Origin of the sequence: Streptomyces atroolivaceus, assembly GCF_000717025.1 — a bacterium.
GTDB classification, from domain to species: domain Bacteria; phylum Actinomycetota; class Actinomycetes; order Streptomycetales; family Streptomycetaceae; genus Streptomyces; species Streptomyces atroolivaceus.
This window is the reverse complement of record NZ_JNXG01000003.1, coordinates 407,295-430,136: the sequence shown is the minus strand read 5'-3', so window position 1 is coordinate 430,136 and position 22,842 is coordinate 407,295. Positions and strand designations below refer to the sequence as shown.

Below are 22,842 nucleotides of genomic sequence, written 5' to 3'. Positions count from 1 at the left end.
GCTGTACGGAAACCGGGAATCCCGCGGGGCCTGTGGATTACCCGCCGGTTGTGGAGAACTCCGTCACCGCCACATAGCGCTCCCGCACCTCGCGGTAGCGCGCCAGTTCCGCCGCCACCGGGTCCAGGACCCTTGCCCTGCCGCAGCCGGCCGCGACTTCACGGAGCCGCCGTTCCGCCTCCTGCCCGTACCGGCGGGCGGGCCCCCGGGCCGCGGCCGCGCAGGCCCACTCGACGAGCGGCCCGCCGACCACCCCGGCCAGCATGAGCAGCGCCGGGGTGAGCAGACCGGGTTCGAGGACCCCCACGATCTGGCCGAGCAGCCACAGACCACCGAAGAGCTGGAGCAACGTCATCGAGGCCTGGGCGAGCACCGCCGCCGGCCACCACGCCGGGCGCGGGGGCCTGGCACCACGGCCGCCCGGCACCCCCGCGACGGGGGTCACCGCTCTGCCCACGGAGCCGGGACCGCGCTTCGCCTGCCCCGCCGACGTACCCGGCCCCCCGCTCCGCCCGCCGGACACCCGCCCGCCCGAGCCCGTGGGAGCGGCCCCCGCGTCGCCCTTCCCCCCACGGCCCCGGCCGCCTGCCTGCGCGCTCCGCGCCAGCTCGTCCAGCGCCTCGGGCAGCCCCTCCGCCCCGTTCACCGCCGCCTCACGCACGGCCTGCGCCCACGGAGTGGGCAGCCCGTCCACCGCGTCGTCCGCCAGCTTCCGCACGGCCTGCTCCACACGCTGCCTGGCCGTGAGCTCCTCCTCCGGCGGCGCGAGCGCCTGCGCCATGAGGTCGAGGCCGCCCAGCTGCCGGCTGGACTCGTACCAGCGCCACAGCCGCAGCCAGGGTGTCCCGCAGGCCCGCCCCGCGTTCCTGCGCCACTCCCGCTCCGCCGCCTGCCCGGCCGCCGCCGCACCGACCGCTTCCGCGAGCCGGTCGGTGAACTCCTCGCGGGCCCGCTCGCCCAGCCCCGGCCGCCCCTCGGCGACGTACACCGGCCGGAGCCGCGCGGCGGCCGCGTCCACATCGGCGGACAGCCTGCGGGCCGCCGCCGTACGGTCCTGGACGAACCTGCCGAGCACCTCGCGCAGGTCGCCCACACCCGCGCCGGTGAGCGCGGACAGGGACATGACCGTGGCGCCCGGCTCGCCGTGCTCCCCCACCGCCATGCCGTCCTCGTCGATCAGCCGGCGCAGATCGTCCAGGATCAGGTCGGCGGCGTCGCCGGAGAGCCGGTCGATCTGGTTGAGCACGACGAAGGTGATCTCGGCGTGCCCGGCGAGGGGACGCAGATAGCGCTCGTGCAGGGCCGCGTCGGCGTACTTCTCCGGATCGACGACCCAGATCACGGCGTCGACCAGGGCCAGCACCCGGTCCACCTGCTCCCGGTGGCCGGTCGCCGCCGAGTCGTGGTCGGGCAGGTCCACCAGGACAAGCCCCTGCAACGCCTCGTCGATGGCCGTGCCGCCCTGCACCGGCCTGCGCCGGAGCCTGCCCGGGATGGCCAGCCGGTCGAGCAGCCCGGCGGCGCCGTCGGTCCAGCTGCAGGCGATCGGAGCCGAGGTGGTCGGCCTGCGCAGCCCCGTGTCGGAGATCTGGACACCCGCGAGCGCGTTGAAGAGGGTGGACTTCCCGCTGCCGGTGGCCCCGGCGACGGCGACGACCGTGTGCCGGGAGGAGAGCCGCTGACGGGCCGACGCCTCGTCGAGCACGCGTCCCGCCTCGGCGAGGGTGCTCCCGTCGAGGCGGGCGCGGGAGAGCCCGACCAGTTCACGCAGCGCGTCCAGCCGGGGCCGCAGGGGGCTGCCGGGGAGACCGTACGCCTCGACCTGGGGCTCGGGGTCGTCCTGGGCGGCGGGGCCCGTGCCGGCCTCCACGCTCTCCTGTGCGGCCTCGGCGGCACGGCGCGCGATGAGCCCGTCGTCCCAGCGCCGCCCGTCGTCACCCCGGGCCTCCCCCGCGCCTTCGCGCTCCGGTCGCCCGTCGTCCCGGCTCTGGTCAGTGACGGCAGTCATCGCTGCCACCTCTCCTTCTGCAGTACGGACAGCGCGGCGATCAGTTCGGCCTGCGGCTCGGGGGCGACTTCGAGCGCGTCGAGCGGGGCGAGCCGCCGGTCGCGTTCACCGTGCATGACCTGGTCCAGGCACTCGGTGAGCAGCGCCCCGCCCTTGTCACGGAGGCGCAGCGCCCCCTGGGCGCCGATCCGTTCGGCCAGTTGCTCCCCGGCACCCCGGGCGCGCCGACCGCCGAGGAGGGCGGCGGCGAGCAGCGCCGCCACCGTCTCGGCGTCGGGCGCGGCGTTGCGGTCGAGCAGCCGCGCCTCCTCCTCGGCCAGTTCCTCCAGCACACGCCGCCAGCGCCGCGCGGCCATGCCGATCCGGCCCTGGATGTCCTCGGCGGGCCCCCACCCGCCGGCCTCCCGGCCGGCGTCCTCGAACCGGAAGACCCCGGCGGCGGGCTCGCGCCGCCAGGTCGTCCGGATCTGCTCGTCGGAGGCCGCCACCGCGCACTGCAGCAGGGCCACCAGGCTCTCCACGAGCGCGTCCAGCAGCTCCCCCGCGGTGCTGTACAGCGGATATCCGCGCCAGCGGGTGCGGGCGCCGCCGGCGAGCACGGCCCCGTTCCGGAGCCGCCGCTGCACGCGTGCCAGCTCCTTCGCGTACGCCTCCTCGACCACGCCGGTCAGCCGCACGGCCGCGGCGTACTGCGCGGCCACCGCCCCGGCCAGCTCGGGCATCCGTACGTCGAGCGAGTCGATCACCCCGGACGCCGTGCGTCCCACGGCCTGCTGACGGGCCGCCGGGTCCTGGGCCCGGTGGGTGAGCCAGGCGCGCAGGGGTGCGACGGCGGTGGTGGGCAGGAGTCCGCTGCCGCCGCCCGCGGACTCGGGCAGCTCCGGAATGGTGAAGCGGGGAACCTCGCCCAGGCCGGCCCGGGTGAGCAGGGCCGCGTACTGCCGGGACACCTCGGCGATCACCTGGTGCGGTACCCGGTCGAGGACGGTGACCAGGGAGGCGTCGTACTCCTTGGCGGTACGCAGCAGATGCCACGGCACCGCATCCGCGTACCTGGACGCGGTGGTCACCATGACCCAGATGTCGGCGGCACAGATGAGTTCGGCGGCCAGGACCCGGTTGCGTACGACGAGTGAGTCGATGTCGGGGGCGTCCAGGAGCGCGAGCCCCCGGGGCAGGGTCGCCGCCGTCTCCACACGCAGCACGGTGTCGTCCCGGTCCCCCTCCACCCCGAGGTGGTCCAGCCCGTCCGGGTCCGGGACCTGCCCCGGGGGCAGCCACACCCGGGTCAGCTGCGGCAGCACCCGCACCCCGGCGAACCAGTGGTGGTCGTCGGGGTGGCAGACGAGTACGGGGGTCCGTGTGGTCGGGCGCAGCACCCCTGCCTCACTGACCCGGCAGCCCACCAGCGAGTTGACGAGAGTCGACTTGCCCGCGCCGGTGCTCCCCCCGATCACCGCGAGCAGCGGTGCCTCGGGGTCCTTGAGACGGGGTACGAGGTAGTCGTCGAGCTGGGCGAGCAGCTCGGTCCGCGTCTGCCGGGCGCGCGGGGCACCCGGCAGCGGAAGTGGAAGACGCACGGCAGCGACACGGTCGCGCAGGGCGGAAAGTGCGTCGATGAGCTGGGGCCGTACATCCATGGTTACCACATGTGAAGAATGCCCAATTTTGACGTCTTTTTGAAGCGTATAGGCCCCTCTGCGCGGCGGATCCATCCCGGGGGACAGAGGGGACGAGTGGGGCGCAGGCATAACGAGTGCACAACACCCGGGGCGCGAGGCGCGAAAAGCGATGCATGAATCGCACCTACCTGCGATTATCGGTTCGCTTCACCGAACCTCCACATCGTGCCACGCAGGTGAAGCAACCGGGACGAGGTGATCTGAGCCCTATCCTTGTCCCGGCAAGGTCACGAATGGCTTGAACCAACGCCCTCCGGGGCACCAGGCCGTCACCCGGCCCCCGTAGCTCAGTGGATAGAGCAGGCGCCTTCTAAGCGCTTGGCCGCAGGTTCGAGTCCTGCCGGGGGCGCACATCGCGCACCACTGTGAGGCCCTCCACCCCGGAGGGCCTTCTCGCTGCTCGGACGCACACTAGAGAGTCGCTCGTAGAGCGCGCGTAAGCGCCGGGCCGGCCTCGGGCAGCTGCGGGCGGTCCGGCGCTGTCCGGCTGTCACCAGGTTTCCACGGGTGGCCACGGAGAATGCACGGAGAAGCTCTCCGCACCCCCGTGGCCCTCGTCAGCAGCGCGGGGAGGTCTTCCCCGGCTTCCATCCGCTTCTTGAGTTCGGCGAGCTGACCGGATACGCAGCGGACGTACACGGCCAGGAGCACCGGCAGGCTGTTGTCCCAGGTCGTGGACACGCTTGCCTGCCCAGGGCGAGGCGCACCAGGGGTGATCGGGGATTCACCCTGGGCGAGGTTCACCCTGGGCGAGGAGTCCGCGCTTCGCCCGGACGACGCGGTCGCGACCTCGCCGCTTCACCGGCGGGCACGTACCCGTGTCCTCACCGATGGAATTGATCTCGGCGTTCGAGCGCGAGTCGCCCGCGTAGTCCACCTGGTCCGTGCACTTCGTACCGGGGTCCTTCGGCGTACCCGACGCCTCGTCGGAGCTCTGCACCGGCGGGCACGTACCCGTGTCCTCACCGATGGAATTGATCTCGGCGTTCGAACGGGAGTCGCCCGCGTAGTCCACCTGGTCCGTGCACTTCGTACCGGGGTCCTCTTCACCGGCGGGCACGTACCCGTGTCCTCACCGATGGAATTGATCTCGGCGTTCGAGCGCGAGTCGCCCGCGTAGTCCACCTGGTCCGTGCACTTCGTGCCGGACTCGGCGGGCGTGCCGGACGACTTGCCCTCCGCGGTGTCGGACTGCGGGGTGCTCGCGGCCGTCGCCGTCGCCGACGAGCTGCTCGCGGAAGAGGACGCGTTGTCGCCCCCGTCGTTGTTGCATGCCGTCAGCGCCAGGCTGAGGGCCACCGCGGTCATGGTCAGTGCCGAGATCTTGCGAGTGCGCATGCTGGTGTACGTCCTCTGTGTGGGGGCTGTCGCTCCTGGGGAGCGGGCGAGTGAGCGGGGCGACCGTTCGCCCGTGTGGCTTGCTGATTTCCCAGACGGCCGGTGTGGTTGCCCGAGTTGCCTCTTGATCGTCTTCAGGACACGTTCGTGACATGGCAGTTGTCGCGTCGTGAAGTCCGCATCGGGCGTGCCGCCCACTGAAGGATCACCTCGACCCGGGGTCACAGCGCGGTGGCGAGGGCGCCGTGGCGAACGCGTGAGCGCCGGGCCCCTCCCGTGGTCCGGGACGGGAAGGGTCCGGCGCGGACGTCCGGCTGTCACCGGGGTCCTGCCGTCACGCCGGGTAGGGATTCGCCTCCCGTGCCGTCCGGAGGGCGCCCGCCCACCAGGCCAACTGCTCGAGCAGCGTCGTGGCGTACCCGGGGGCCTCGGGGTCGAGAGGACAACCGTCCTCCCACGCCGTGCAGTAGTCGCCGTGGTGACCAACCGGCTGGGCGACGTCCTCGCCCGCACCAGCGCGTACGAGTCGGTGGCGGAGGGGACCGGGCTGCTCGACACCGACACCCCGGACCTCACCCGCTATGTCTTCACCGACCCCCGCGCCCGGACGTTCTTCGCCGACTGGGACGACGTCGCGGACGAGCAGGCCTTCGCCCCCTGGCTCGCACCCTCCGTCGGGAACACCGAGTGGTTCACATCGGGACTCGCCCCCGTCGCCGGCCCCCACTTCACCGGCCGCCTGAACGGTCATGTGGTCCTGCCACGCGGGGTCCTGCGTCTCAACCACCCGTCCAGGTGCGAACTCCGGCTGCTCCGCGAGACGCTCGACCTCCCCTCCGACTCCCAGCGGCTGGTCGTCCTCCACCCCTCGGACGGGAGAACAGCCCGGGCCGTGGACGGGCTGCGAGGCCTGCCAACGCACGGCCGGCTCCGGGCCGTCCAGCGCCCTGCCGAAGCGCGTCTCGTGGAGTGCCACGGATCTCGGCTCAGCGCCCCAGCCCTTCCAGCAGTGCGGGAACATCCGCGAACGAGTCCACCACGTGGTCCGGGGTGCCGTCCGCCGCCGCCTGGGTCTCGGGCCGGTACTTGCCGGTTCTGACCAGGACCCCGGTGATGCCGTGCCGCTGGGCGGCGAGCACGTCCGTGTCGATGTCGTCGCCGACCATCAGCGTCCTGCCCGGGTCGGCGCCGAGGTGGGTCAGCGCTGCGGCGAAGAAGGCCCGGGCGGGCTTGCCGGTGACGACGGCCTCGGTGCGGGCCGCGCGTTCCAGGCCGAGGAGGAAGGCCCCGGTGTCCAGGTCGTATCCGCCGGCGGTGCGCCAGTACAGGTTGCGGTGCATGGCGACGAGGGGCGCGCCCTGCTGGAGGAGGCGGAACGCGCGGTTGAGCGCCGCGTACGTGAAGGCGCCGCCCGCGCCGCCCAGGACGACGACGTCGGGCGCGGCACCCTCGGCGTCCTCCTCCTCGACGAGAGTCACTCCGGACAGGTCGCCCCGGACGTCACCGTCGTTGATCAGCAGGCATCGGGCTCCGGGGTGGTGCGCGCGGAGGTGCGCGGCGGTCACGGCGGGCGCGGTGAGGATGTCGTCGGGGCCGACGGGAAAGCCCGCGCCCGCGAGACGCTCGGCGATCCGGGCGCGCGTCCGCGACGTGGTGTTGGTGACCAGCGCCAGCGGGATGCCCTCGGCGCGCAGCCGTTCCATGGCTTCCACGGCGCCGGGCAGCGGCTCCCAGGACACCGTGAGTACGCCGTCGATGTCGATCAGGGCCGCGCCGGTTCGCTCCATACGACCGACCGTCCCCGACTTGCCGAACCGGCGCAAATGGGATTGTTTCGAAAGGTGGGGGTACGTGCGCGTGTTCCGCTCCCCCCCTCTGCTGGAGGTGAACCACCGTGCTGTTCACCGATCGCACGGATGCCGGGCGGCGGCTCGGCGTGGCACTGGGGCATCTGGAACGGCGCGATCCCGTCGTCCTGGGACTGCCGCGCGGCGGAGTCCCGGTGGCGTACGAGGTGGCACAGGCCCTCCGCGCCCCGCTCGACGTGATCGTCGTCCGCAAGCTCGGGGTGCCGCACCACCCGGAGCTGGGGTTCGGCGCCATCGGCGAGGGCGGGGTACGGGTCATCAGCGACGAGATCGTCCGTCACGCCGGGGTGCGGGAGAAGGATCTCGTGGCCGTCGAGCGCGCCGAGGAGGCGGAGCTCGCGCGACGGGCTCGCGCCTACCGTGAGGGCCGGCCCCGCCTGCCGCTGAAGGGACGGGCGGTGGTCGTGGTGGACGACGGGGTCGCCACCGGAGCGACCGCCAGGGCGGCCTGCCAGGTGGTGCGGGCGCAGGGCGCCGCCCACGTCGTCCTGGCCGTGCCGGTCGCGTCGCCGGATGTCGCCGTCAGGCTGCGCGACGACGTCGACGAGGTCGTGTGCCTCTCCACCCCGAGCCTGTTCTCCGCCGTGGGTGAGTGGTACCGGGACTTCTCCCAGACCTCCGACGAGGAGGTCATCTCCCTGCTGGCCCGGGTGTCGGGAGGCATCACCGCGTCCGAGGAGGTCGAGGTCGACGCGGGCGGGGTCCCGCTCCCCGGGGATCTCACCCTCCCCGGGAACGCGGGGGCGGTCGTGGTGTTCGCCCACGGCTCGGGCAGCAGCCGCCTCAGTCCGCGCAACCGCTCCGTGGCCTCGGCGCTGAACCGCGCCGGCCTGGGGACCCTGCTCTTCGACCTGCTCACGCCCGGGGAGGAGGTCTACCGGGCCAACGTCTTCGACATCGGCCTGCTGGCGGGACGGCTGGCGGACACCACCGGCTGGCTGAGGCGGCGCGTACCGCTTCCGGTCGGTTCCTTCGGCGCGAGTACGGGGGCGGCGGCGGCGCTGCGGGCCGCCGCAGCGGCGGACTCGGGTGTCGGCGCCGTGGTCTCCCGCGGCGGGCGGCCCGATCTGGCCGGGGCCGATCTGTCAGGGGTGCGTGCGCCCACCCTGCTCGTCGTGGGCGGTGACGACACCACGGTGGTCGATCTCAACCGGCAGGCGCAGGCGGCCCTGCGGTGCGAGAACCGGCTGGAGATCGTCCCGGGCGCCTCGCACCTGTTCGAGGAGCCGGGCACCCTGGACCGGGTCGCGGACCTGGCACGGGACTGGTTCACGGAGCACCTCCTCCAGGAGCCGTCCTAGCCTCCGCTCCCCTCCGGATCGGAGGGGAGCGGAGGTCCGGAGGGCCGGATCCGGCCCTGGCTACGGGAACGCGGGTCCCCGGGAGGGCCGGGCTCGTCGTCCTCCCGGGGCCGGACCATCCGGCGGCTGCCGGCCTCGCTCGCCCGCCGTGAACAAGGAACACCTGGTGCGCACGTATGAGTGGACCGATGCACGAGCACTCCATGAATCGATTCAAAAAGCGCGAAGATAGTGGTCCACCCTGACGACTGTCAAGGGCGCCTACCCATTCCCTCCCTTCAGCCCGCAGGTCGCTTCTCCCCCTGGAACTTCTCGCCTTCAACCCATTGACTGCGCCCGCAATCCCCGTTTAGCTTCCGAGCAACCTCATTGAAACCTTTCATGACAGGTGGAGCGACACGGTCCCACCGCTGAGGAGCTCCCATGAACCAGTCCGCCCCGGACCCGGTCCCGGTCCTGGCCCTGAAGGGCGTGAGCAAGTCCTTCGGTGCCGTACGGGCCCTGCAGGACGTGTCGCTGATGCTGCTCCCCGGCGAGGCCCACGCACTCGCCGGGGAGAACGGCGCGGGCAAGTCGACCCTGATCAAGGCCCTGGCCGGAGTGCACCGTCCGGACGGCGGCGAGGTGCTCCTCGACGGTGAACCCGTCGTCTTCCACGGCCCGGCGGACGCGCGTGACGCCGGCATCGCCGTCATCTACCAGGAGCCGACGCTCTTCCCCGACCTGTCCGTCGCCGAGAACATCTTCATGGGCCGTCAGCCCCGGCGTTCACTGGGCAGGATCGACCGCAAGGCCGTGCACGACACCACCGCCGCGTTGATGCGGAGGCTCGGGGTCGACCTGGCACCGGACCGGCCCGCCCGCGGACTGTCGATCGCCGACCAGCAGATCGTCGAGATCGCCAAGGCGCTCTCCTTCGACGCCCGCGTCCTGATCATGGACGAACCGACGGCCGCCCTGACCGGCAGCGAGACCTCCAGACTCTTCTCCGTGGTCCGTACGCTCCGCTCCGAGGGCGCGGCGGTGCTGTTCATCTCGCACCGCCTGGACGAGATCTTCGCACTGTGCCAGCGAGTCACGACCCTGCGCGACGGCCGGTGGATCTCCTCCGAGCCCCTGGAGGGGCTCACCGAGGACGACCTGGTGCGCCGGATGGTCGGCCGTGACCTCGACGACCTCTATCCGAAGCAGGACGCCGAGGTCGGCGAAGTGGCCCTCTCGGTCCACCGGCTGACCCGCGAGGGTGTCTTCCGCGACGTGTCCTTCGACGTCCGGCGCGGCGAGATCGTCGCGCTCGCCGGACTCGTCGGCGCCGGGCGCACCGAGGTCGCCCAGGCGGTCTTCGGTGTCGACCGCGCCGACGCGGGCGAGGTGAAGGTGGCGGGCACGGTGCTGCGCCCGGGTTCGCCGACCGCCGCGATGGACGCCGGGCTCGCGCTCGTACCGGAGGACCGGCGCCAGCGCGGACTGGTCATGGATATGTCGATCGAGCGCAACATCGGGCTCACCGGCCTCGGCGAGGTCCGCAGGCGCGGGCTCGTCAGCCGGGCCCTGGAGCACGACCGCGCCGCGGACTGGGCGGTGCGTCTGCAGCTCAAGTACAGCCGGCTGGCCGACACCGTGGGCGTGCTGTCCGGCGGCAACCAGCAGAAGGTCGTGCTGGCCAAGTGGCTCGCGACCGGCCCCGCCGTACTGATCGTCGACGAACCGACCCGCGGGATCGACGTCGGCACCAAGGCGGAGGTCCACCGGCTGCTCTCCTCGCTCGCGGCGGACGGCCTGGCCGTACTGATGATCTCCTCCGACCTCCCCGAGGTCATCGGCATGGCCGACCGGGTGCTCGTGATGCACGAGGGCCGGCTCGTCGCCGAGATCCCGCGCGGGAGCGCCACCGAGGAGTCGGTCATGGCCGCGGCAACCGGACGCAGCGAGAGGGCAGCGGCATGACCACCACCGTCGAGAGCCCCCCGGACACCGCGAAAGCGCCGGAGCGGAGTGCCTCCTCGCTCGTGGACGCGGTCTTCCGGGCGCGCGAGATCTCCATCGCCGGGGCGCTGGCCCTGCTGATCCTGGGCACCTACCTGGCCAACCCGCGTTTCCTGTCCGACCAGGGCATCAAGGATCTGCTGCTCAACGCGTCGATCCTGGTGCTGCTCGCGGTCGGCCAGTCCGCCGTCGTGGTCACCCGCAACATCGACCTGTCCGTCGGCTCCGTCGTCGGCCTGTCCGCCTTCGCCTGCGGCAAGTTCGTCGCGGGGAGCGACCACGGTGTGCTGACCGTGATGCTGCTCGGCATCGCGATCGGCGTGGTCTGCGGCCTGGTCTCGGGCGCCCTCGTCAGCTTCGGCAAGGTACCGGCGCTCGTCGTGACCCTGGGGATGCTCTACATCATCCAGGGCGTCGACTACTGGTGGGCGCAGGGCGAGCAGATCAGCGCGTCCGACGTGCCGGAGGCCGTCCTTGGCCTCGGGAGCGGCAGCGTGCTGGGCATCCCGTATCTGCCGTTGATCGCACTGGTCCTGCTCGCGGCGACCGCGTACTTCATGCGCAGCTACCGCTCGGGGCGCGAGCTGTACGCCATCGGGTCGAGCCCGGAGGCTGCCCGTCTCGCCGGCATCCCGATCCGCCGCCGGGTGCTCGCCGCGTACGCCTTCTCCGGGGCCGTCGCCGGCTTCGCCGGTGCCCTGTGGCTGGCCCGCTTCGGCACCGTCGTCGCGGACAACGCGCACGGCTGGGAGCTGACCGTCGTGAGCGCCGTCGTCGTCGGCGGTGTCGCGATCACCGGCGGCACCGGCACCGTCTGGGGGGCCGCGCTCGGTGCCCTGCTGCTCACCACCATCGGCAGCGTCCTGGTCGTGCTGAAGGTGGACTCCTTCTGGCAGGGCGCCATCACCGGTGCGCTCCTTCTGCTGGCCATCAGCGTCGACCGGATCGTGAACCTGCGGATGACCGCCGCACTGAGGAAGAGGAACGCCCGTCATGACCACGGCGCCTGACACCAAGACGGCTCCCGCTCCCCGGGCCGGCGGGAATCCCTCTCCCGTGCGCAGCCTGGCGCTGCGCTGGGACACCGCGGTCGGTGTCCTGCTGGTGGCGGTCCTCGTCGTCGGGCTCGGGAGCACCGAGGGCTTCGGCTCAGCTGAGAACCTCGCGTTCGCCTTCAACGACATCGCCGAAGTCGCCGTCATCGCGCTCCCGATGACCCTCCTGGTCGTCGCCGGGCAGGTCGACCTGTCGGTGGCCTCCATGCTGGGTCTGGGGAGCGCGCTGACCGGTGCGCTGTGGGAAGCGGGGTGGGCCTTCGAGATGATCGTGCCGGTGGTGCTCCTGGCGGGCGTCGCCGGAGGACTCCTCAACGGCTGGCTGGTCACCAAGGTTGGACTGCCGTCCCTGGCCGTCACCATCGGAACCCTGGCGCTCTACCGGGGTCTGGCCTCGGTGGCGCTCGGCAGCGACGCGGTGACGGACTTCCCGCAGGTGTACGCGGACTGGGCCGTCGACACCACGACCGTCCCCGGCACCTTCCTCACCTATCCGGTGCTGCTCTTCGTCATCCTGGCCGCGGTCACCGCGGTGGTGCTGCACGCCACGGGACTCGGCCGTGCGCTCTTCGCGATCGGGGCCCAGGAGGAGGCCGCGTACTTCGCCGGCATCCGGGTCAAGCGGATCAAGCTGCTGCTCTTCGTCGTGACGGGACTCTTCTCCGCCTTCGCGGGCGTCGTCTTCACCCTGCGGTACGGAAGTGCCCGCGCGGACAACGGACTCGGCTTCGAGATGCTCGTCATCGCGTCCGTCCTGCTCGGCGGCGTCGACTTCGACGGCGGGAAGGGCACGCTCTTCGGCGCGGTCGCCGGTGTGCTGCTGATCGGGCTGCTGCGGAACCTGCTGACGCTCAACGACATCGCCAACGAGGTGCAGGTCATCGTGACCGGGCTGCTGCTCGTGGCGTCGGTCCTGACCCCCCGGGTCATCGCCACGGTCGTCGAACGACGGCACAGGCGGGCCGCGAACGCCCCCGCATCCCCGTCGTCATAACGGCCCCTCCCCTCATACCTCTTCGAAAGGCACACCCCGCCATGATGCTCCGCAATGCCGCTGGGCGCCGCGCCGTCGCGACCGCAGCCACCGCCGTCTCCCTCGCCCTCGCCCTCACCGCCTGTTCCGGCACCACGAAGGACAGCGAGGTGAGCGGGAGCGCGAAGGCCGGCAGCTCCGCGAAGGCCGACCCGGACGCCCCGCTGAAGAAGGGCCTGAAGATCGCCTTCCTGCCCAAGCAGATCAACAACCCGTACGAGAAGATCGTCGACGAGGCGGGCATCGCGGCGGCCGAGGAGTACGGCGGCACGGGCAAGGAGGTGGGTCCGTCCGACGCGAACGCCTCCTCGCAGGTCTCCTACATCAACACCCTGATCCAGCAGCGCCAGGACGCCATCCTCATCGCGGCGAACGACCCCAACGCGGTGTGCGGTCCGCTCAAACAGGCCATGAAGAAGGGCATCAAGGTCGTCGCGTACGACTCCGACACGGCGAAGGACTGCCGTCAGCTCTTCATCAACCAGGCCAGCTCCGAGGAGATCGGCCGCAGCCTGGTCCAGCACCTCGGCGAGCAGATCGGCCACAAGGGCAAGATCGCGATCCTGTCGGCCACGCAGAACGCGACGAACCAGAACACCTGGATCGAGTACATGAAGGAGGAGCTGAAGCTCCCCGCGTACAAGGACATGGAGCTGGTGAAGGTCGCCTACGGCGACGACGCCGACCAGAAGTCCTTCCAGCAGACGCAGGGCCTCATGCAGGCCTATCCCGACCTCAAGGGCATCATCTCCCCGACGACGGTCGGCATCGCCGCCGCGGCACGCTACCTGAGCGACTCCTCGTACAAGGGCAAGGTCGTGCTCAACGGGCTCGGCACGCCGAACCAGATGCGCAAGTACGTCAAGGACGGCACCGTCGAGCAGTTCTCGCTCTGGAACCCGGAGGAGCTCGGCCACCTCGGCTCGTACGCGGCCGCCGCGCTGGCGTCGGGGCAGATCACCGGTGCGGAGGGCGAGAAGTTCGAGGCGGGGAAGCTCGGCGAGTACACCATCGGCAAGGACGGCGAGGTCATCCTCGGGGAGCCCACCGTCTTCGACTCCAAGAACATCGACACGTTCGACTTCTGATCGGGAGGATCTGTTCCATGCAGCGCGTCTGCTTTCTGCTGAAGGTCCGTGAGGACCGCAAGGACGAATACCGCGAGCGCCACGCCGCGGTGTGGCCGGACATGCTCGCCGCACTGTCGGAGGCGGGCTGGCACAACTACTCGCTGTTCCTGCGCGAGGACGGCCTGCTGGTCGGCTACCTGGAGACGGAGGACTTCGACGCGGCCCGGGAGGCGATGGCGGCCACGGACGTCAACGCGCGGTGGCAGCGGGAGATGGGTGAGTTCTTCGAGCAGTCGGAGGCCGCCGACGAGGCCATGGTCCCGCTGACCGAGGTGTTCCACCTGGCCTGAGCGGTGTCCGCCCCGGCTGTCCCCGACAGCCGGGGCGGACGTCCGTCGGGACGCGGCCGGAGCCCCCGCGCCTCCAGGGCTCCCCCTGGCCGGGGGGCGCGTGGCCGGGCACGGCGGACCCGGCGGCGTCGTCCGCGGGGCTCGGACCCTCCGGGGTCGCGCCGCGCAGGACCTTCCCGGGGGCGTCACTGCCTGGCCCGGACGGCGGCTGTGGAGGGCGCTCGCCCCGGCCGGACCCGTGTCAGCCGACTTCGCCTTCGTCCCCGTCACCCGTCGGTTCGTCGCCGCCGCCGTTCCTGATCCGGTCGGCCTGTTCGATCATCGTCGCGAGCTTCCCCACCGAGCTGTCCTCGGTCGAGGAGGCCAGCGCCTTCGCACGGGTCGCGAGTTCGCCCAGAGCGGGGGTGCCGGGCAGGTCACCGCCGCGCAGGGTGTCCGCGAAGTAGGCGGCCACCGCGGTCACCTGGAGCCGCTCGCTGCCACCGCCCCAGAGCTTCCCGTCGATCGCGCCGGTCTCCACCGACCCGGTCTCCTCGTGCGCCTTCCTCGTCCTCGGGTCGAGCCAGCGCACCGTCGCCGTCGCCACGTGGCCGGAGGCGCCCTCACGCAGCCGTACGGCATAGAGCGCGGTCACCGTGTGACCGGGGCCGACCTCGCCGCCGTCGACGCCGTCGTCCCTGAAGTCGTCGTCGGCGACCTTGCGGTTCTCGTAGCCCACGAGCCTGAACTGCTGGACCGTCTCACGGTCGAAGGCCACCTGGGCCTTGGCGTCCCGGGCCCGGAGTTCGACATGGGCGGGCAGCTGGTCGACGAAGACCTTCCGGGCCTGGGTCTCGTCGGCGATGTAGGTGGTGTTGCCGTCGCCCTTATTGGTGAGGCGCTCCATCAGCTCGTCGCCGTAGTCGCTGCCCACTCCGACGCCGAACAGGGTGATGCCGTACTCCTCGCGGGCGCCCCCGATCCGTTCCAGGATCGCGTCGGCGTCCGTCTCGCCGGTGTTCGCGAGCGCGTCGGAAAGCAGGACGACCCGGTTGGTGGCGCCCTTGCGATGGCCCTCGACAGCCTCGTCGTAGCCCCGCTCGACGCCGGCCGCCACATTCGTGGAGTCGGCGGGCTCCATCTCCTCGATGGCGTCCCGGACCTTGGTGCGGTTGCCCTGGAGGCGGGTCATCGGCAGCCGGGTCTCGGCCTGGTCGCTGAAGGTGATCAGGGATACGGAGTCGTCGTCGCGCAGTTCGTCGGCGAGGATGCCCAGCGAGGTCTTCGCCAGGTCGAGTCGGCCCGGTTCGGACATCGATCCGGAGATGTCGACGACGAAGGTCAGTGCGGCGGGCGGGCGTTCGCCGGAGTCCGGGGCGGCCTTGGTGGCCAGCCCGACCCGGACGAGCGACCAGTCGGCGGCGCCGGGCCGCGCACCGTCGACGCTCACCGAGAAGCCGTTGCCCTCCGGCCGCTCGTAGCCCTGCCGGAAGCTGTTGACGAATTCCTCGGGGCGCACCGTGCCGGCTGCGGGCAGCTGCCCGTCGCCCAGCGTGCGGCGCGCGTACCCGTAGCTCGCGGTGTCCACGTCGAGGGCGAAGGTCGACAGGTAGTCGGGCGCCTCGCTCTCGCGCGCCGCCCCGTCCTCCGCCCGGCTCGCCCCGTCCGCGTCCTGGCCCGGTACGGCGGACGGAGCGGCGGGAGGCTGTTTGCCCCCGGCCGGTCCGCCGCTGCCGGCGACGCCGCGTTCGGCCGCGGAGTCGTTGCTCGTACCCGTGCCACCGCAGCCGGTGATCAGGATCCCGCCCGCCAGGAGAAGCGCGAGCGCTCCCCGGTATGTCCGAGCCCTGCGTTCCATCGGTACCCCCCACGTCGTGGACATCTGTGAATGTGACGTGTGAAGCGGCCGGGCGGAGTCGTCAGAAGCGTTGCGGAACAGTCTCGATGGCGCAACAGCGGGCTCCGACGTGGCGGAACATCAACGTCAGGACACGATGTCCTTACGACTGAACCCGCGGAAGGCGAAGGCGAACAGGATCAGGGCATAGGTCACCGACACCGCAGCGCCCTTGACCATCCCGCCCCATTCGAGATCGGGCTGGAGGGCGTCGGCCCAGGCGAACTGCCAGTGCGCGGGCAGGAACTCGCGCCAGGTCCCGAGGGCGGTGACCGCGTCCAGGACGTTGCCGACGATGGTCAGTCCGACCGCGCCGCCCACCGCGCCGAGCGGTGCGTCCGTCTTCGTGGACAGCCAGAACGCCAGCCCCGCCGTGACGAGCTGGGAGACGAAGACGAAGGCGACCACCAGCGCGAGGCGCGGCACGGTGTCCGAGGAGCTCAGCGCACCCCCGGTGGGGAGCTTCAGCGGCCCCCAGCCGTACGCGACGGCTCCCGCGCCCAGTGCGACGAGCGGCAGCAGCACCATCGCGGCGAGGCTGAAGCCGAGCGCCACGACGAGCTTGCTCCACAGCAGCCTGGCCCGGGGCACGGGCGCCGCGAGCAGATAGCGCAACGAGGACCAGCTGGCCTCGGAGGCCACGGTGTCCCCGCAGAACAGGGCGACGGGCACCACGAGCAGGAAGCCGGCGGAGACGAAGAGGCAGGTCGCCGCGAAGTTCGCCGCGGACTCCGTCGCGACGTCCATGAGGTTGATCCGCGAGCCGCCTCCGCCGCCCCCTTCACCGCCGCCCGGGGTGCCGCCGATCGCGAAGGCGACGATCAGGACGAACGGCAGGGCGGCCAGCACCCCGCCCATGAGCAGGGTGCGGCGCCTGCGCAGCTGCCTCATCGCCTCCACGCGCAGCGGCAGGGTGCGTCGGGCGTGGTATCCGGGGGCTTCGGCCAGGGCCTGGATCTCTGTTGCGGAGCTCATGCGGATCCTTGGGAGATGAGGGTGAGGAACGCGTCCTCCAGGCGGCGGTGCGGCCCGACACCCGTCACCGGCACGTCGAGGCGCACCAGTTCGGAGACCAGCTGTGAGGCGGTGGCGCCGTCGAGACGGACCAGGAGGCCGTGACCGTCGTCCAGGCGGACGGCGGAGCCGATGCCCGGGAGGGCGGCCACCTTGTCCACGAGCGGTTCGGTCACCTCGGCGTCCGTGGTGACGAGCAGCATGTCGCCGGAGCCGGTGATCTCGTCGACCGGGCCGGCCTGGACGAGCTGCCCCCGGTCCATGACCACGAGGTGGGTGCAGGACTGTTCGACCTCGGAGAGGAGGTGGCTGGAGACGATCACGGTGCGGCCGCCGGCCGCGTACCGGATCATCACGTCACGCATCTCGCGGATCTGGGGCGGGTCCAGTCCGTTGGTCGGTTCGTCGAGGATGAGGAGGTCCGGCATGCCGAGCATGGCCTGGGCGATGGCGAGGCGCTGCCGCATGCCCTGGGAGTACGTGCGCACCGCGCGGGCCAGGGCGTCGCCGAGTCCGGCGATCTCCAGGGCCTCGTCGATGTGGGCGTCCTCGGCGGGCCGTCCGGTGGCCTGCCAGTACAGCTCCAGGTTGGAGCGGCCCGAGAGGTGCGGGAGGAAACCCGCGCCCTCGACGAAGGACCCCACGCGTGACAGCACGGGCGCGCCGGGGCGGATCGCGTGCCCGAAGACGCGGATCTCACCGGCGTCGGGGGTGATGAGCCCCATCAGCATGCGCAGGGTGGTGGTCTTGCCCGCGCCGTTCGGCCCGAGGAGACCGAGGACCTGGCCCTTCTCGACACGGAATCCGAGGTCGCGCACCGCGTACCGGTCGGTGGACTTGGCGTACTTCTTGGACAGGCCCGTGATCTGCAGCGGCACGCCGGTCAGTGCCGGGTCGGGGGCCGGGGTGGCGGTGCGCCGGCGTGCGGTGAGCAGGAGGACGGCGGCGACGACGAGCGCTGCCGCCGGGAGTCCCCAGGTCCACCAGGGCAGGGTGGCCGCCGCCGTCTTCACCGCGGGTGCGGTGGGGACGGTCAGCGGGCCGTCGAGGGAGACGCTGTACGTCGCGGGCTCGGCGGGGGACGCGTAGGCGAGGTCGGTGGCGGAGAGGACGAGGCGGAGACGGTGCCCCGCGTCGACCTCGTGGTCGACGGCGGGCAGTGTCAGCTCGACCGGCTTGCCCTGCTCGTCGGGGGTGATCCGGTAGGGGGAGACCAGCTGGGACGGCAGCACCTGCTGTTTCCCGTCGGGCGAGACGTCGTAGACCTTGCCGAACAGCACCGCGTCGCCCTGGTCCGCCTTCACGTTCACGCGGACCGTGGGCGATCCGGTGACGTGTACGGCGCTGTCCAGCGGGGCGGACTCGAAGCGCGCGTACTGCCCGGGGAAGTCGAGGGAGAGCCCCACGCCGAGCGAGGACAGCTGGGAGAGCCCGCCCCCGATGCCGGGGACGGCGGAGATGGAGGGCGGGTTCGCCCCGGCGGGGTTGCGGAAGGTCTGTGTCAGGCCGCCGGCGGGGGTGTCCTGTCCACCGGCCCCGAGCTCGTCCCGTCCGTCACCCGTTGCCGGGGCGCCCTGTCCTCCACCGGTCGCTGCTCCGTTCCCGCCACCGCCGGTCGCGGGTTCGTCCTGCTTGCCGCCGGCCGCGGGTTCGTCCTGCTGGCCGCCCGGCACGGGCTGCTGCCCTGCGCCGGTCAGGGCGATCTTCCGTCCGCCGCTGGTCAGGCCGGGGTACGTGGCACTGCTCGCGCCGCGCTTCAGGGCGGCGCCGTCGGTGGAGTCGACCCCGCCGGTCCGGGTCACACGGAACCCCGGCCCGGTGCCGGCGCCCTCGTCCTCCTTCAGGTACCGGTCGAACCAGTCACCGACCCGGCTCTGGACACGATCACCCTCGTCGTCCCCTCCGTCGTGCCCGCCGGAGATCCAGTCGACGGACACGGGCGCGCCGTTGGCCTTGATGGCCTTGGCCATGGCGTCGGCCTGACCGAGCGGGAAGAGCGAGTCGCTCTGGCCCTGGAGGATGAGCGCGGGTACGTCGATCCGGTCGGCCACGGCCTCGGGGGAACGTTCCGTCAGGAGTTCACGCGCTGCGGCGTCCGGCTTGCCGCTGACGGCGACCCGCTCGTACATCTCGCACAGCTGCTCCTGGAACTTCTCGCAGCCGCCGCCGGACGACACGAAGATCCCGGCCCAGAGTTTCTTGAACACTCCGTCCGGGAAGAGCGCGTCGGCCAGGTTCCAGTAGCTGATCACCGGTGCGATGGCGTCGACCCGCTCGTCGTGACCTGCGGCGAGCAGCGACACGGCGCCACCGTACGAAGCGCCCGTGACGCCGACGCGCGGGTCGCCCTTCGCGTCGAGCTCCACCTCGGGCCGGTCCGCCAGCCAGTCGATGAGCCCGGAGACGTCCTTGACCTCACCGTCGGGGGCGTTGAGCGTGATCTCCCCGCTCGTCCTCCCGAAGCCGCGGGCGGACCAGGTCATGACGGCGTACCCGTCGGCGGCCAGCTTCTCGGCCTGGGCGCGCACGTCGTCCTTGCTGCCGCCGAAGCCGTGGCCGATGAGGACGGCGGGCCGTCGCTGTGTGCCTCCGGACGTGAAGTACGAGGTGTCGACCGACACCCCGTTCATCTTCATCATCCGGTCGTGCCGCTGCACGGGCGGCACACTGTCGTCGGCGGCGGCGGTCCAGGTACCGGCACCCACGAGCACGGCGAGGGCGGCGACGACCGCGGCCCACCGGCCTCGGGTACGGGGCAGCCGGTGCCGCCACCGGGAAGTCGGGTTCTCCATGACTCGACCCTAAACGGAGCGGTGGCAGGGCCGAGGTGCCCCCGGGGTGAGGTACACGGCATCCCTGGGAGGTACGGCGGGCCCCTCCTCGTACTCCGCCTGCGGTACACCGCCGTCACGAAAGGCCCATAGATGGACATCCGTATCCGCCCCGCCACCACCACGGCGGAACTCCTGGCCGCCGCACATCTCCATGACGCCCCGCCCCGCCCCGAGTGGGCGGCCCGCTTCCTGGCGGCGGAGGGTCATCTGATGCTGATCGCGTACGCGGACGGCGCCCCGGCCGGATTCGTCTCGGGCATCGAGATGCTCCACCCGGACAAGGGCACGGAGATGTGCCTGTACGAACTCTCCGTCGACGAGTCGTACCGCCGGCGCGGCATCGGGCGTGCGCTGACGGAGGCCCTGGCCGCGGAGGCCCGGGAGCGCGGCTGCTACGACATGTGGGTGGGGGTGGAGCGGGACAACGAGGCGGCGCTCGCCACCTACCGCTCGGCAGGGGCGGCGGGCGACGGCGTGTTCGCCATGCTGACCTGGGAGTTCGGTGTCACGGGCGCTTGCGGGCGGGTCTGAGCGCAGGCGTCACCCCTGACGATCGACCAGTACGGGTCATGCCGTTCGGCGCGGGTGCCCGGCCTGCCGGCGCTCGTACGTTCGGCGGCATGAAGAACCCACATCCCCGGGCCACCCGCCTGCTGTGCGCGGCAGCCCTTCTGGCGGTGGCCGCCGGCTCCGTCGCACTCCTGTCACCGGGCGGGCTCGGCCGGGCCGAACCGACCGAGGTGACCCAGGGCGCCTCCGTCTCCCTGTACCGGTCGTTGACTGCGTGGGTCGCGGACGCGCCCGCCCCGCTGACTCGTCTCCTGGAACCGGTCACCGAGCTCACCCTGGTCGCCCTGGGCCTGCTGCTGCTCCTGCTCGGCTGGAGGGCGGTACGCCGCAAGGACGTACGCCTGGCGGCCGGAGCCGTCCTGACCGGAGCCGGGACGGTGGCGGCGTACGCCGTCAGCGAGGCGCTGAAGCTGGTGGTCGACGAGGAACGCCCGTGCCGGGCCGTGCCCGGGGCCGAGGCGGTCGCCGCGTGCCCGGAGGCCGGCGACTGGTCGTTCCCCAGCAACCACGCCACGCTCGCCACCGCGCTGGCGGTCGGGCTGGCGCTCCGGCGGCCTCGCCTGGCCGCCGTCGCCCTGCCGTTGGCCGTGGCAGCGGCCCTGCTGCGGGTCCTGACAGGAGTCCACTACCCGCACGACGTACTGGCCGGCGCACTGCTCGGCGCGGCCGTGGCGGCTGCCGTCCTGATCGTTGTCCGACAGCCGGCGGAGCGCGCCGCCTCAGCCGTCTTCCGCCGCATGCGCGGGCACGACGCCGGCCTCATGGGCCATGACGGCGGCAGCGGCCCGGTTGTCCACCCCGAGGCGGGACAGGACGGAGCTGACATGCGCCTTGACGGTCCCCTCCACCACATGGAGTCGCCGGGCGATCTGCCCGTTGGACAGCCCGCTGCCGAGGAAGGACAGCACCTGGCGTTCCCTCGGCGTCAGTCCGGCGACCTTCTCCCGGGCTGCGGCCCGGCGCCCGGCCCGGGCCCCGGCTCCGCCCGACGCCAGGTGCGCGACCACACGCGCGGCGACCTTCGGTGACAGATAGGCGGCGCCGTCGGCCACCGCCCGTACGCCCGCGATGAGTTCCTCGGGCTCACCCGATTTGATCAGGAAGCCGGCGGCTCCGCAGCCGAGCGCACGGAGGATGTAGTCGTCCTCACCGAAGGTCGTCAGCATGATGATGCCGGTGCCGGAAACGGTCCGGCTGATCTCCGCCGCGGCGTCGATGCCGTTGGTCCTCGGCATCCGTACGTCGAGCACGGCCACATCGGGACGGTGGAGCCGCACGAGCTCCACCGCCTCGTGGCCGTCGCCCGCCTCGGCGACGATCTCGATGTCCGGGTCGGTGGAGAGCACGGCCCGCACCCCCGCCCGGATCATCGGCTCGTCGTCGGCGATCAGCACCCGGGTCATCGCGCGCTCACCTGTCGAGCGTGTCGAGGGAGACCAGCGTGTCCTCGCGGAAGCAGAGCCGGTACACGTGCCCGGACCGGCTGTCGAAGCGGTCGGCCGTCACCGCGTAGTACTCGCACGTCACTCCTCGTCCGTCGGGCCCCTCGCCATACGGCGGCCGGTGGACCGACTGGCGCTTCGGCAGCACCTGTTCCACCTCCGCACGATCCTGCCCCACCCGCAGCCGGGCGTAGTCACCCGGATCGAGTGTCGACCGGGCCGCCGACACCATGTCCCACCCCGTCACCACGGCGCCCAGGACCGCGCCCGCGCCCAGCGGGACCAGGAGCGCGGCGGCCAGGGTGCGGCGCGCGCGCCGCCTTGCCGTGCGGAACTCGGCCGGAGCACCGTCCGCGCGGCCCCCGCCCCGGGCCGGCGCGGGGCGGTCCGGCAACCGTGCGGGGAGGCGGTGCGGCAGCCGGGCGGACACGGCGAAGCCGCCGTCGTCCCGGGGACCGTGCTCGAAGGTCCCGCCGGCGAGCCGGACCCGCTCGTCGAGCCCGATGAGCCCACGACCCCCCTGCCCCGGGGGCCGTCCGGCCGGAGTCTTCGGGGCACCGTTGACCACGACCACCTCGGTCTCGGTCTCCGTGTGGCTGACCTGGACGGTCGTCAGCGCGCGGGGCGCGTGCCTGGCCACATTGGTCAGTGCTTCCTGTACGACCCGGTGCACGGCCCGCCCGACGACGGGCGGAAGCCCGTCCGCCTTCCCTTCCTCCCGCAGTTCGACGCTGAGCCCGGACTCCGCGGCCTCCCCGACCAGCTCGGTCAGCTCCCGCCCTCGCGGCCGCAACGGCGGCCCCTCCGCGCTCTCGCCGTTCTCGCTCAGGACCCCGATCACTTCCCCCAGGCGCTCGACCGCCATGGCCGCCCGCGCCCTGATGTCCTGGGCGGCACGCCGCTGCTGCTCGTCGAGACCGGGTGCGAGCGTGAGCGCTCCCGCCGACAGGGCGATCAGGCTGAGGTCGTGGCCGAGCACGTCGTGCATGTCCTGGGCGATACGCGCCCGCTCCGCCATCCGGGCCTGTCCGGCGACCAGCTGCCGCTCACGTTCGAGCCGTTCGGCCTTCTCCCAGCCGGCCCGGACCAGCTCCTGGTACTGCCGCCAGAACCGCCCGGCGAACCAGGGCAGCAGGACGCCCAGAACCATCACCGAGACGAACCGGGTACCGAGAGCGAGCAGGGGCGGCACCAGTGAGGCGGCCACGACCCCTGCGGCGAGCACGGCGGCCAGTGACCGGACGACGGCTCCGGTGCGCCCGGGGCCCCGCCCCGCCAGGAACGCGGCGACCACCGTCGGCACGGCACACCACGGACTCGCCATGCTGAGTCCGCCGAACACGACGACAGCCGCCGGCACCAGGACAGCCGCCGCACGTGCCCGGCGCGGATTCGGGTTGGAGTTCACCGACCCG

At 72.3% G+C, this 22,842-nt stretch carries 17 protein-coding genes, 1 tRNA gene and 2 pseudogenes; 10 read left to right on the top strand and 10 right to left on the bottom strand.

Translation table 11 applies throughout. From position 1 onward, the window contains the following. Nucleotides 1-37 precede the first annotated feature (37 nt). Both OO67_RS11035 and OO67_RS11030 read right to left on the bottom strand, forming a co-directional pair. Complete coding sequence (locus tag OO67_RS11035; protein WP_033299299.1) at nucleotides 38-2,008, bottom strand: YfjP family GTPase; 1,971 nt, start codon at nucleotides 2,006-2,008, stop codon at nucleotides 38-40. Further along, on the bottom strand, nucleotides 2,005-3,648 hold the full coding sequence (locus tag OO67_RS11030) for a dynamin family protein (RefSeq protein ID WP_033299298.1): 1,644 nt from the start codon (nucleotides 3,646-3,648) through the stop codon (nucleotides 2,005-2,007). The genes OO67_RS11035 and OO67_RS11030 overlap by 4 nt, the downstream gene beginning before the upstream one ends. Before the next feature lie 318 nt (nucleotides 3,649-3,966). Between OO67_RS11030 and OO67_RS11025 the strand changes: the two genes are divergently transcribed. After that, nucleotides 3,967-4,039: transfer RNA gene (locus OO67_RS11025), tRNA-Arg, on the top strand. A 375-nt stretch (nucleotides 4,040-4,414) separates the two neighbouring features. Here the strand turns inward: OO67_RS11025 and OO67_RS40610 are convergent. Together OO67_RS40610 and OO67_RS39650 are read right to left on the bottom strand one after the other, a co-directional pair. Next, nucleotides 4,415-4,750, bottom strand: a complete 336-nt coding sequence (locus OO67_RS40610) for a hypothetical protein (protein WP_341864639.1) — start codon at nucleotides 4,748-4,750, stop codon at nucleotides 4,415-4,417. A 612-nt stretch (nucleotides 4,751-5,362) separates the two neighbouring features. Next, nucleotides 5,363-5,500, bottom strand: a pseudogene (locus OO67_RS39650) (NADPH-dependent oxidoreductase); the annotation flags it as partial. Nucleotides 5,501-5,503: 3 nt separating this feature from the next. On the opposite strand from OO67_RS39650, the gene OO67_RS39645 reads away from it, so the two are divergent. Then, nucleotides 5,504-6,127: an MmyB family transcriptional regulator gene (locus OO67_RS39645; RefSeq protein ID WP_341864640.1), complete on the top strand. Its 624-nt coding sequence runs from the start codon at nucleotides 5,504-5,506 to the stop codon at nucleotides 6,125-6,127. Here the strand turns inward: OO67_RS39645 and OO67_RS11010 are convergent. Further along, nucleotides 6,015-6,815, bottom strand: coding sequence for an HAD-IIA family hydrolase (locus tag OO67_RS11010; RefSeq protein WP_033299296.1), 801 nt, complete (start codon nucleotides 6,813-6,815; stop codon nucleotides 6,015-6,017). The genes OO67_RS39645 and OO67_RS11010 overlap by 113 nt on opposite strands. A gap of 107 nt (nucleotides 6,816-6,922) precedes the next feature. On the opposite strand from OO67_RS11010, the gene OO67_RS11005 reads away from it, so the two are divergent. From OO67_RS11005 to OO67_RS10980, 6 genes are all read left to right on the top strand, one after another. Continuing rightward, nucleotides 6,923-8,197, top strand: coding sequence for a phosphoribosyltransferase family protein (locus tag OO67_RS11005; protein ID WP_033299294.1), 1,275 nt, complete (start codon nucleotides 6,923-6,925; stop codon nucleotides 8,195-8,197). A 423-nt stretch (nucleotides 8,198-8,620) separates the two neighbouring features. Beyond that, nucleotides 8,621-10,144, top strand: coding sequence for a sugar ABC transporter ATP-binding protein (locus OO67_RS11000; RefSeq protein ID WP_033299292.1), 1,524 nt, complete (start codon nucleotides 8,621-8,623; stop codon nucleotides 10,142-10,144). Next, on the top strand, nucleotides 10,141-11,193 hold the full coding sequence (locus OO67_RS10995) for an ABC transporter permease (protein ID WP_033299290.1): 1,053 nt from the start codon (nucleotides 10,141-10,143) through the stop codon (nucleotides 11,191-11,193). The genes OO67_RS11000 and OO67_RS10995 overlap by 4 nt, the downstream gene beginning before the upstream one ends. Then, complete coding sequence (locus OO67_RS10990; RefSeq protein WP_033299288.1) at nucleotides 11,177-12,232, top strand: ABC transporter permease; 1,056 nt, start codon at nucleotides 11,177-11,179, stop codon at nucleotides 12,230-12,232. The genes OO67_RS10995 and OO67_RS10990 overlap by 17 nt, the downstream gene beginning before the upstream one ends. 41 nt (nucleotides 12,233-12,273) lie before the next feature. Then, nucleotides 12,274-13,359: a rhamnose ABC transporter substrate-binding protein gene (gene rhaS / locus OO67_RS10985; protein WP_033299287.1), complete on the top strand. Its 1,086-nt coding sequence runs from the start codon at nucleotides 12,274-12,276 to the stop codon at nucleotides 13,357-13,359. A gap of 17 nt (nucleotides 13,360-13,376) precedes the next feature. Further along, on the top strand, nucleotides 13,377-13,691 hold the full coding sequence (locus tag OO67_RS10980; protein WP_033299285.1) for an L-rhamnose mutarotase: 315 nt from the start codon (nucleotides 13,377-13,379) through the stop codon (nucleotides 13,689-13,691). A 241-nt stretch (nucleotides 13,692-13,932) separates the two neighbouring features. On the opposite strand, the gene OO67_RS10975 is transcribed toward OO67_RS10980, so the two are convergent. From OO67_RS10975 to OO67_RS10965, 3 genes are all read right to left on the bottom strand, one after another. Beyond that, a complete protein-coding gene (locus OO67_RS10975; RefSeq protein ID WP_033299283.1) occupies nucleotides 13,933-15,528 on the bottom strand; it encodes a vWA domain-containing protein in 1,596 nt (531 codons plus the stop codon). A gap of 126 nt (nucleotides 15,529-15,654) precedes the next feature. Next, on the bottom strand, nucleotides 15,655-16,542 hold the full coding sequence (locus OO67_RS10970) for an ABC transporter permease (protein WP_033299281.1): 888 nt from the start codon (nucleotides 16,540-16,542) through the stop codon (nucleotides 15,655-15,657). Then, entirely contained in the window at nucleotides 16,539-19,373 is a 2,835-nt protein-coding gene (locus OO67_RS10965; protein WP_033299279.1) for an alpha/beta fold hydrolase, read from the bottom strand. Before OO67_RS10965 ends, OO67_RS10970 begins: the two co-directional genes overlap by 4 nt. A gap of 138 nt (nucleotides 19,374-19,511) precedes the next feature. Between OO67_RS10965 and OO67_RS10960 the strand changes: the two genes are divergently transcribed. After that, nucleotides 19,512-19,946 carry a GNAT family N-acetyltransferase gene (locus OO67_RS10960; RefSeq protein WP_033299494.1) on the top strand — a complete coding sequence of 145 codons (435 nt, stop codon included), beginning with the start codon at nucleotides 19,512-19,514 and terminating at the stop codon, nucleotides 19,944-19,946. 89 nt (nucleotides 19,947-20,035) lie between these two features. Continuing rightward, nucleotides 20,036-20,707, top strand: a pseudogene (locus tag OO67_RS39640) (phosphatase PAP2 family protein); the annotation flags it as partial. On the opposite strand, the gene OO67_RS39635 reads toward OO67_RS39640, so the two are convergent. Both OO67_RS39635 and OO67_RS10945 read right to left on the bottom strand, forming a co-directional pair. Beyond that, nucleotides 20,705-21,388 carry a response regulator gene (locus OO67_RS39635; RefSeq protein WP_033299277.1) on the bottom strand — a complete coding sequence of 228 codons (684 nt, stop codon included), beginning with the start codon at nucleotides 21,386-21,388 and terminating at the stop codon, nucleotides 20,705-20,707. The pseudogene OO67_RS39640 and the gene OO67_RS39635 overlap by 3 nt on opposite strands. A 7-nt stretch (nucleotides 21,389-21,395) precedes the next feature. Beyond that, a complete protein-coding gene (locus OO67_RS10945) occupies nucleotides 21,396-22,835 on the bottom strand; it encodes a sensor histidine kinase (RefSeq protein ID WP_341864638.1) in 1,440 nt (479 codons plus the stop codon). Nucleotides 22,836-22,842: the final 7 nt, after the last annotated feature.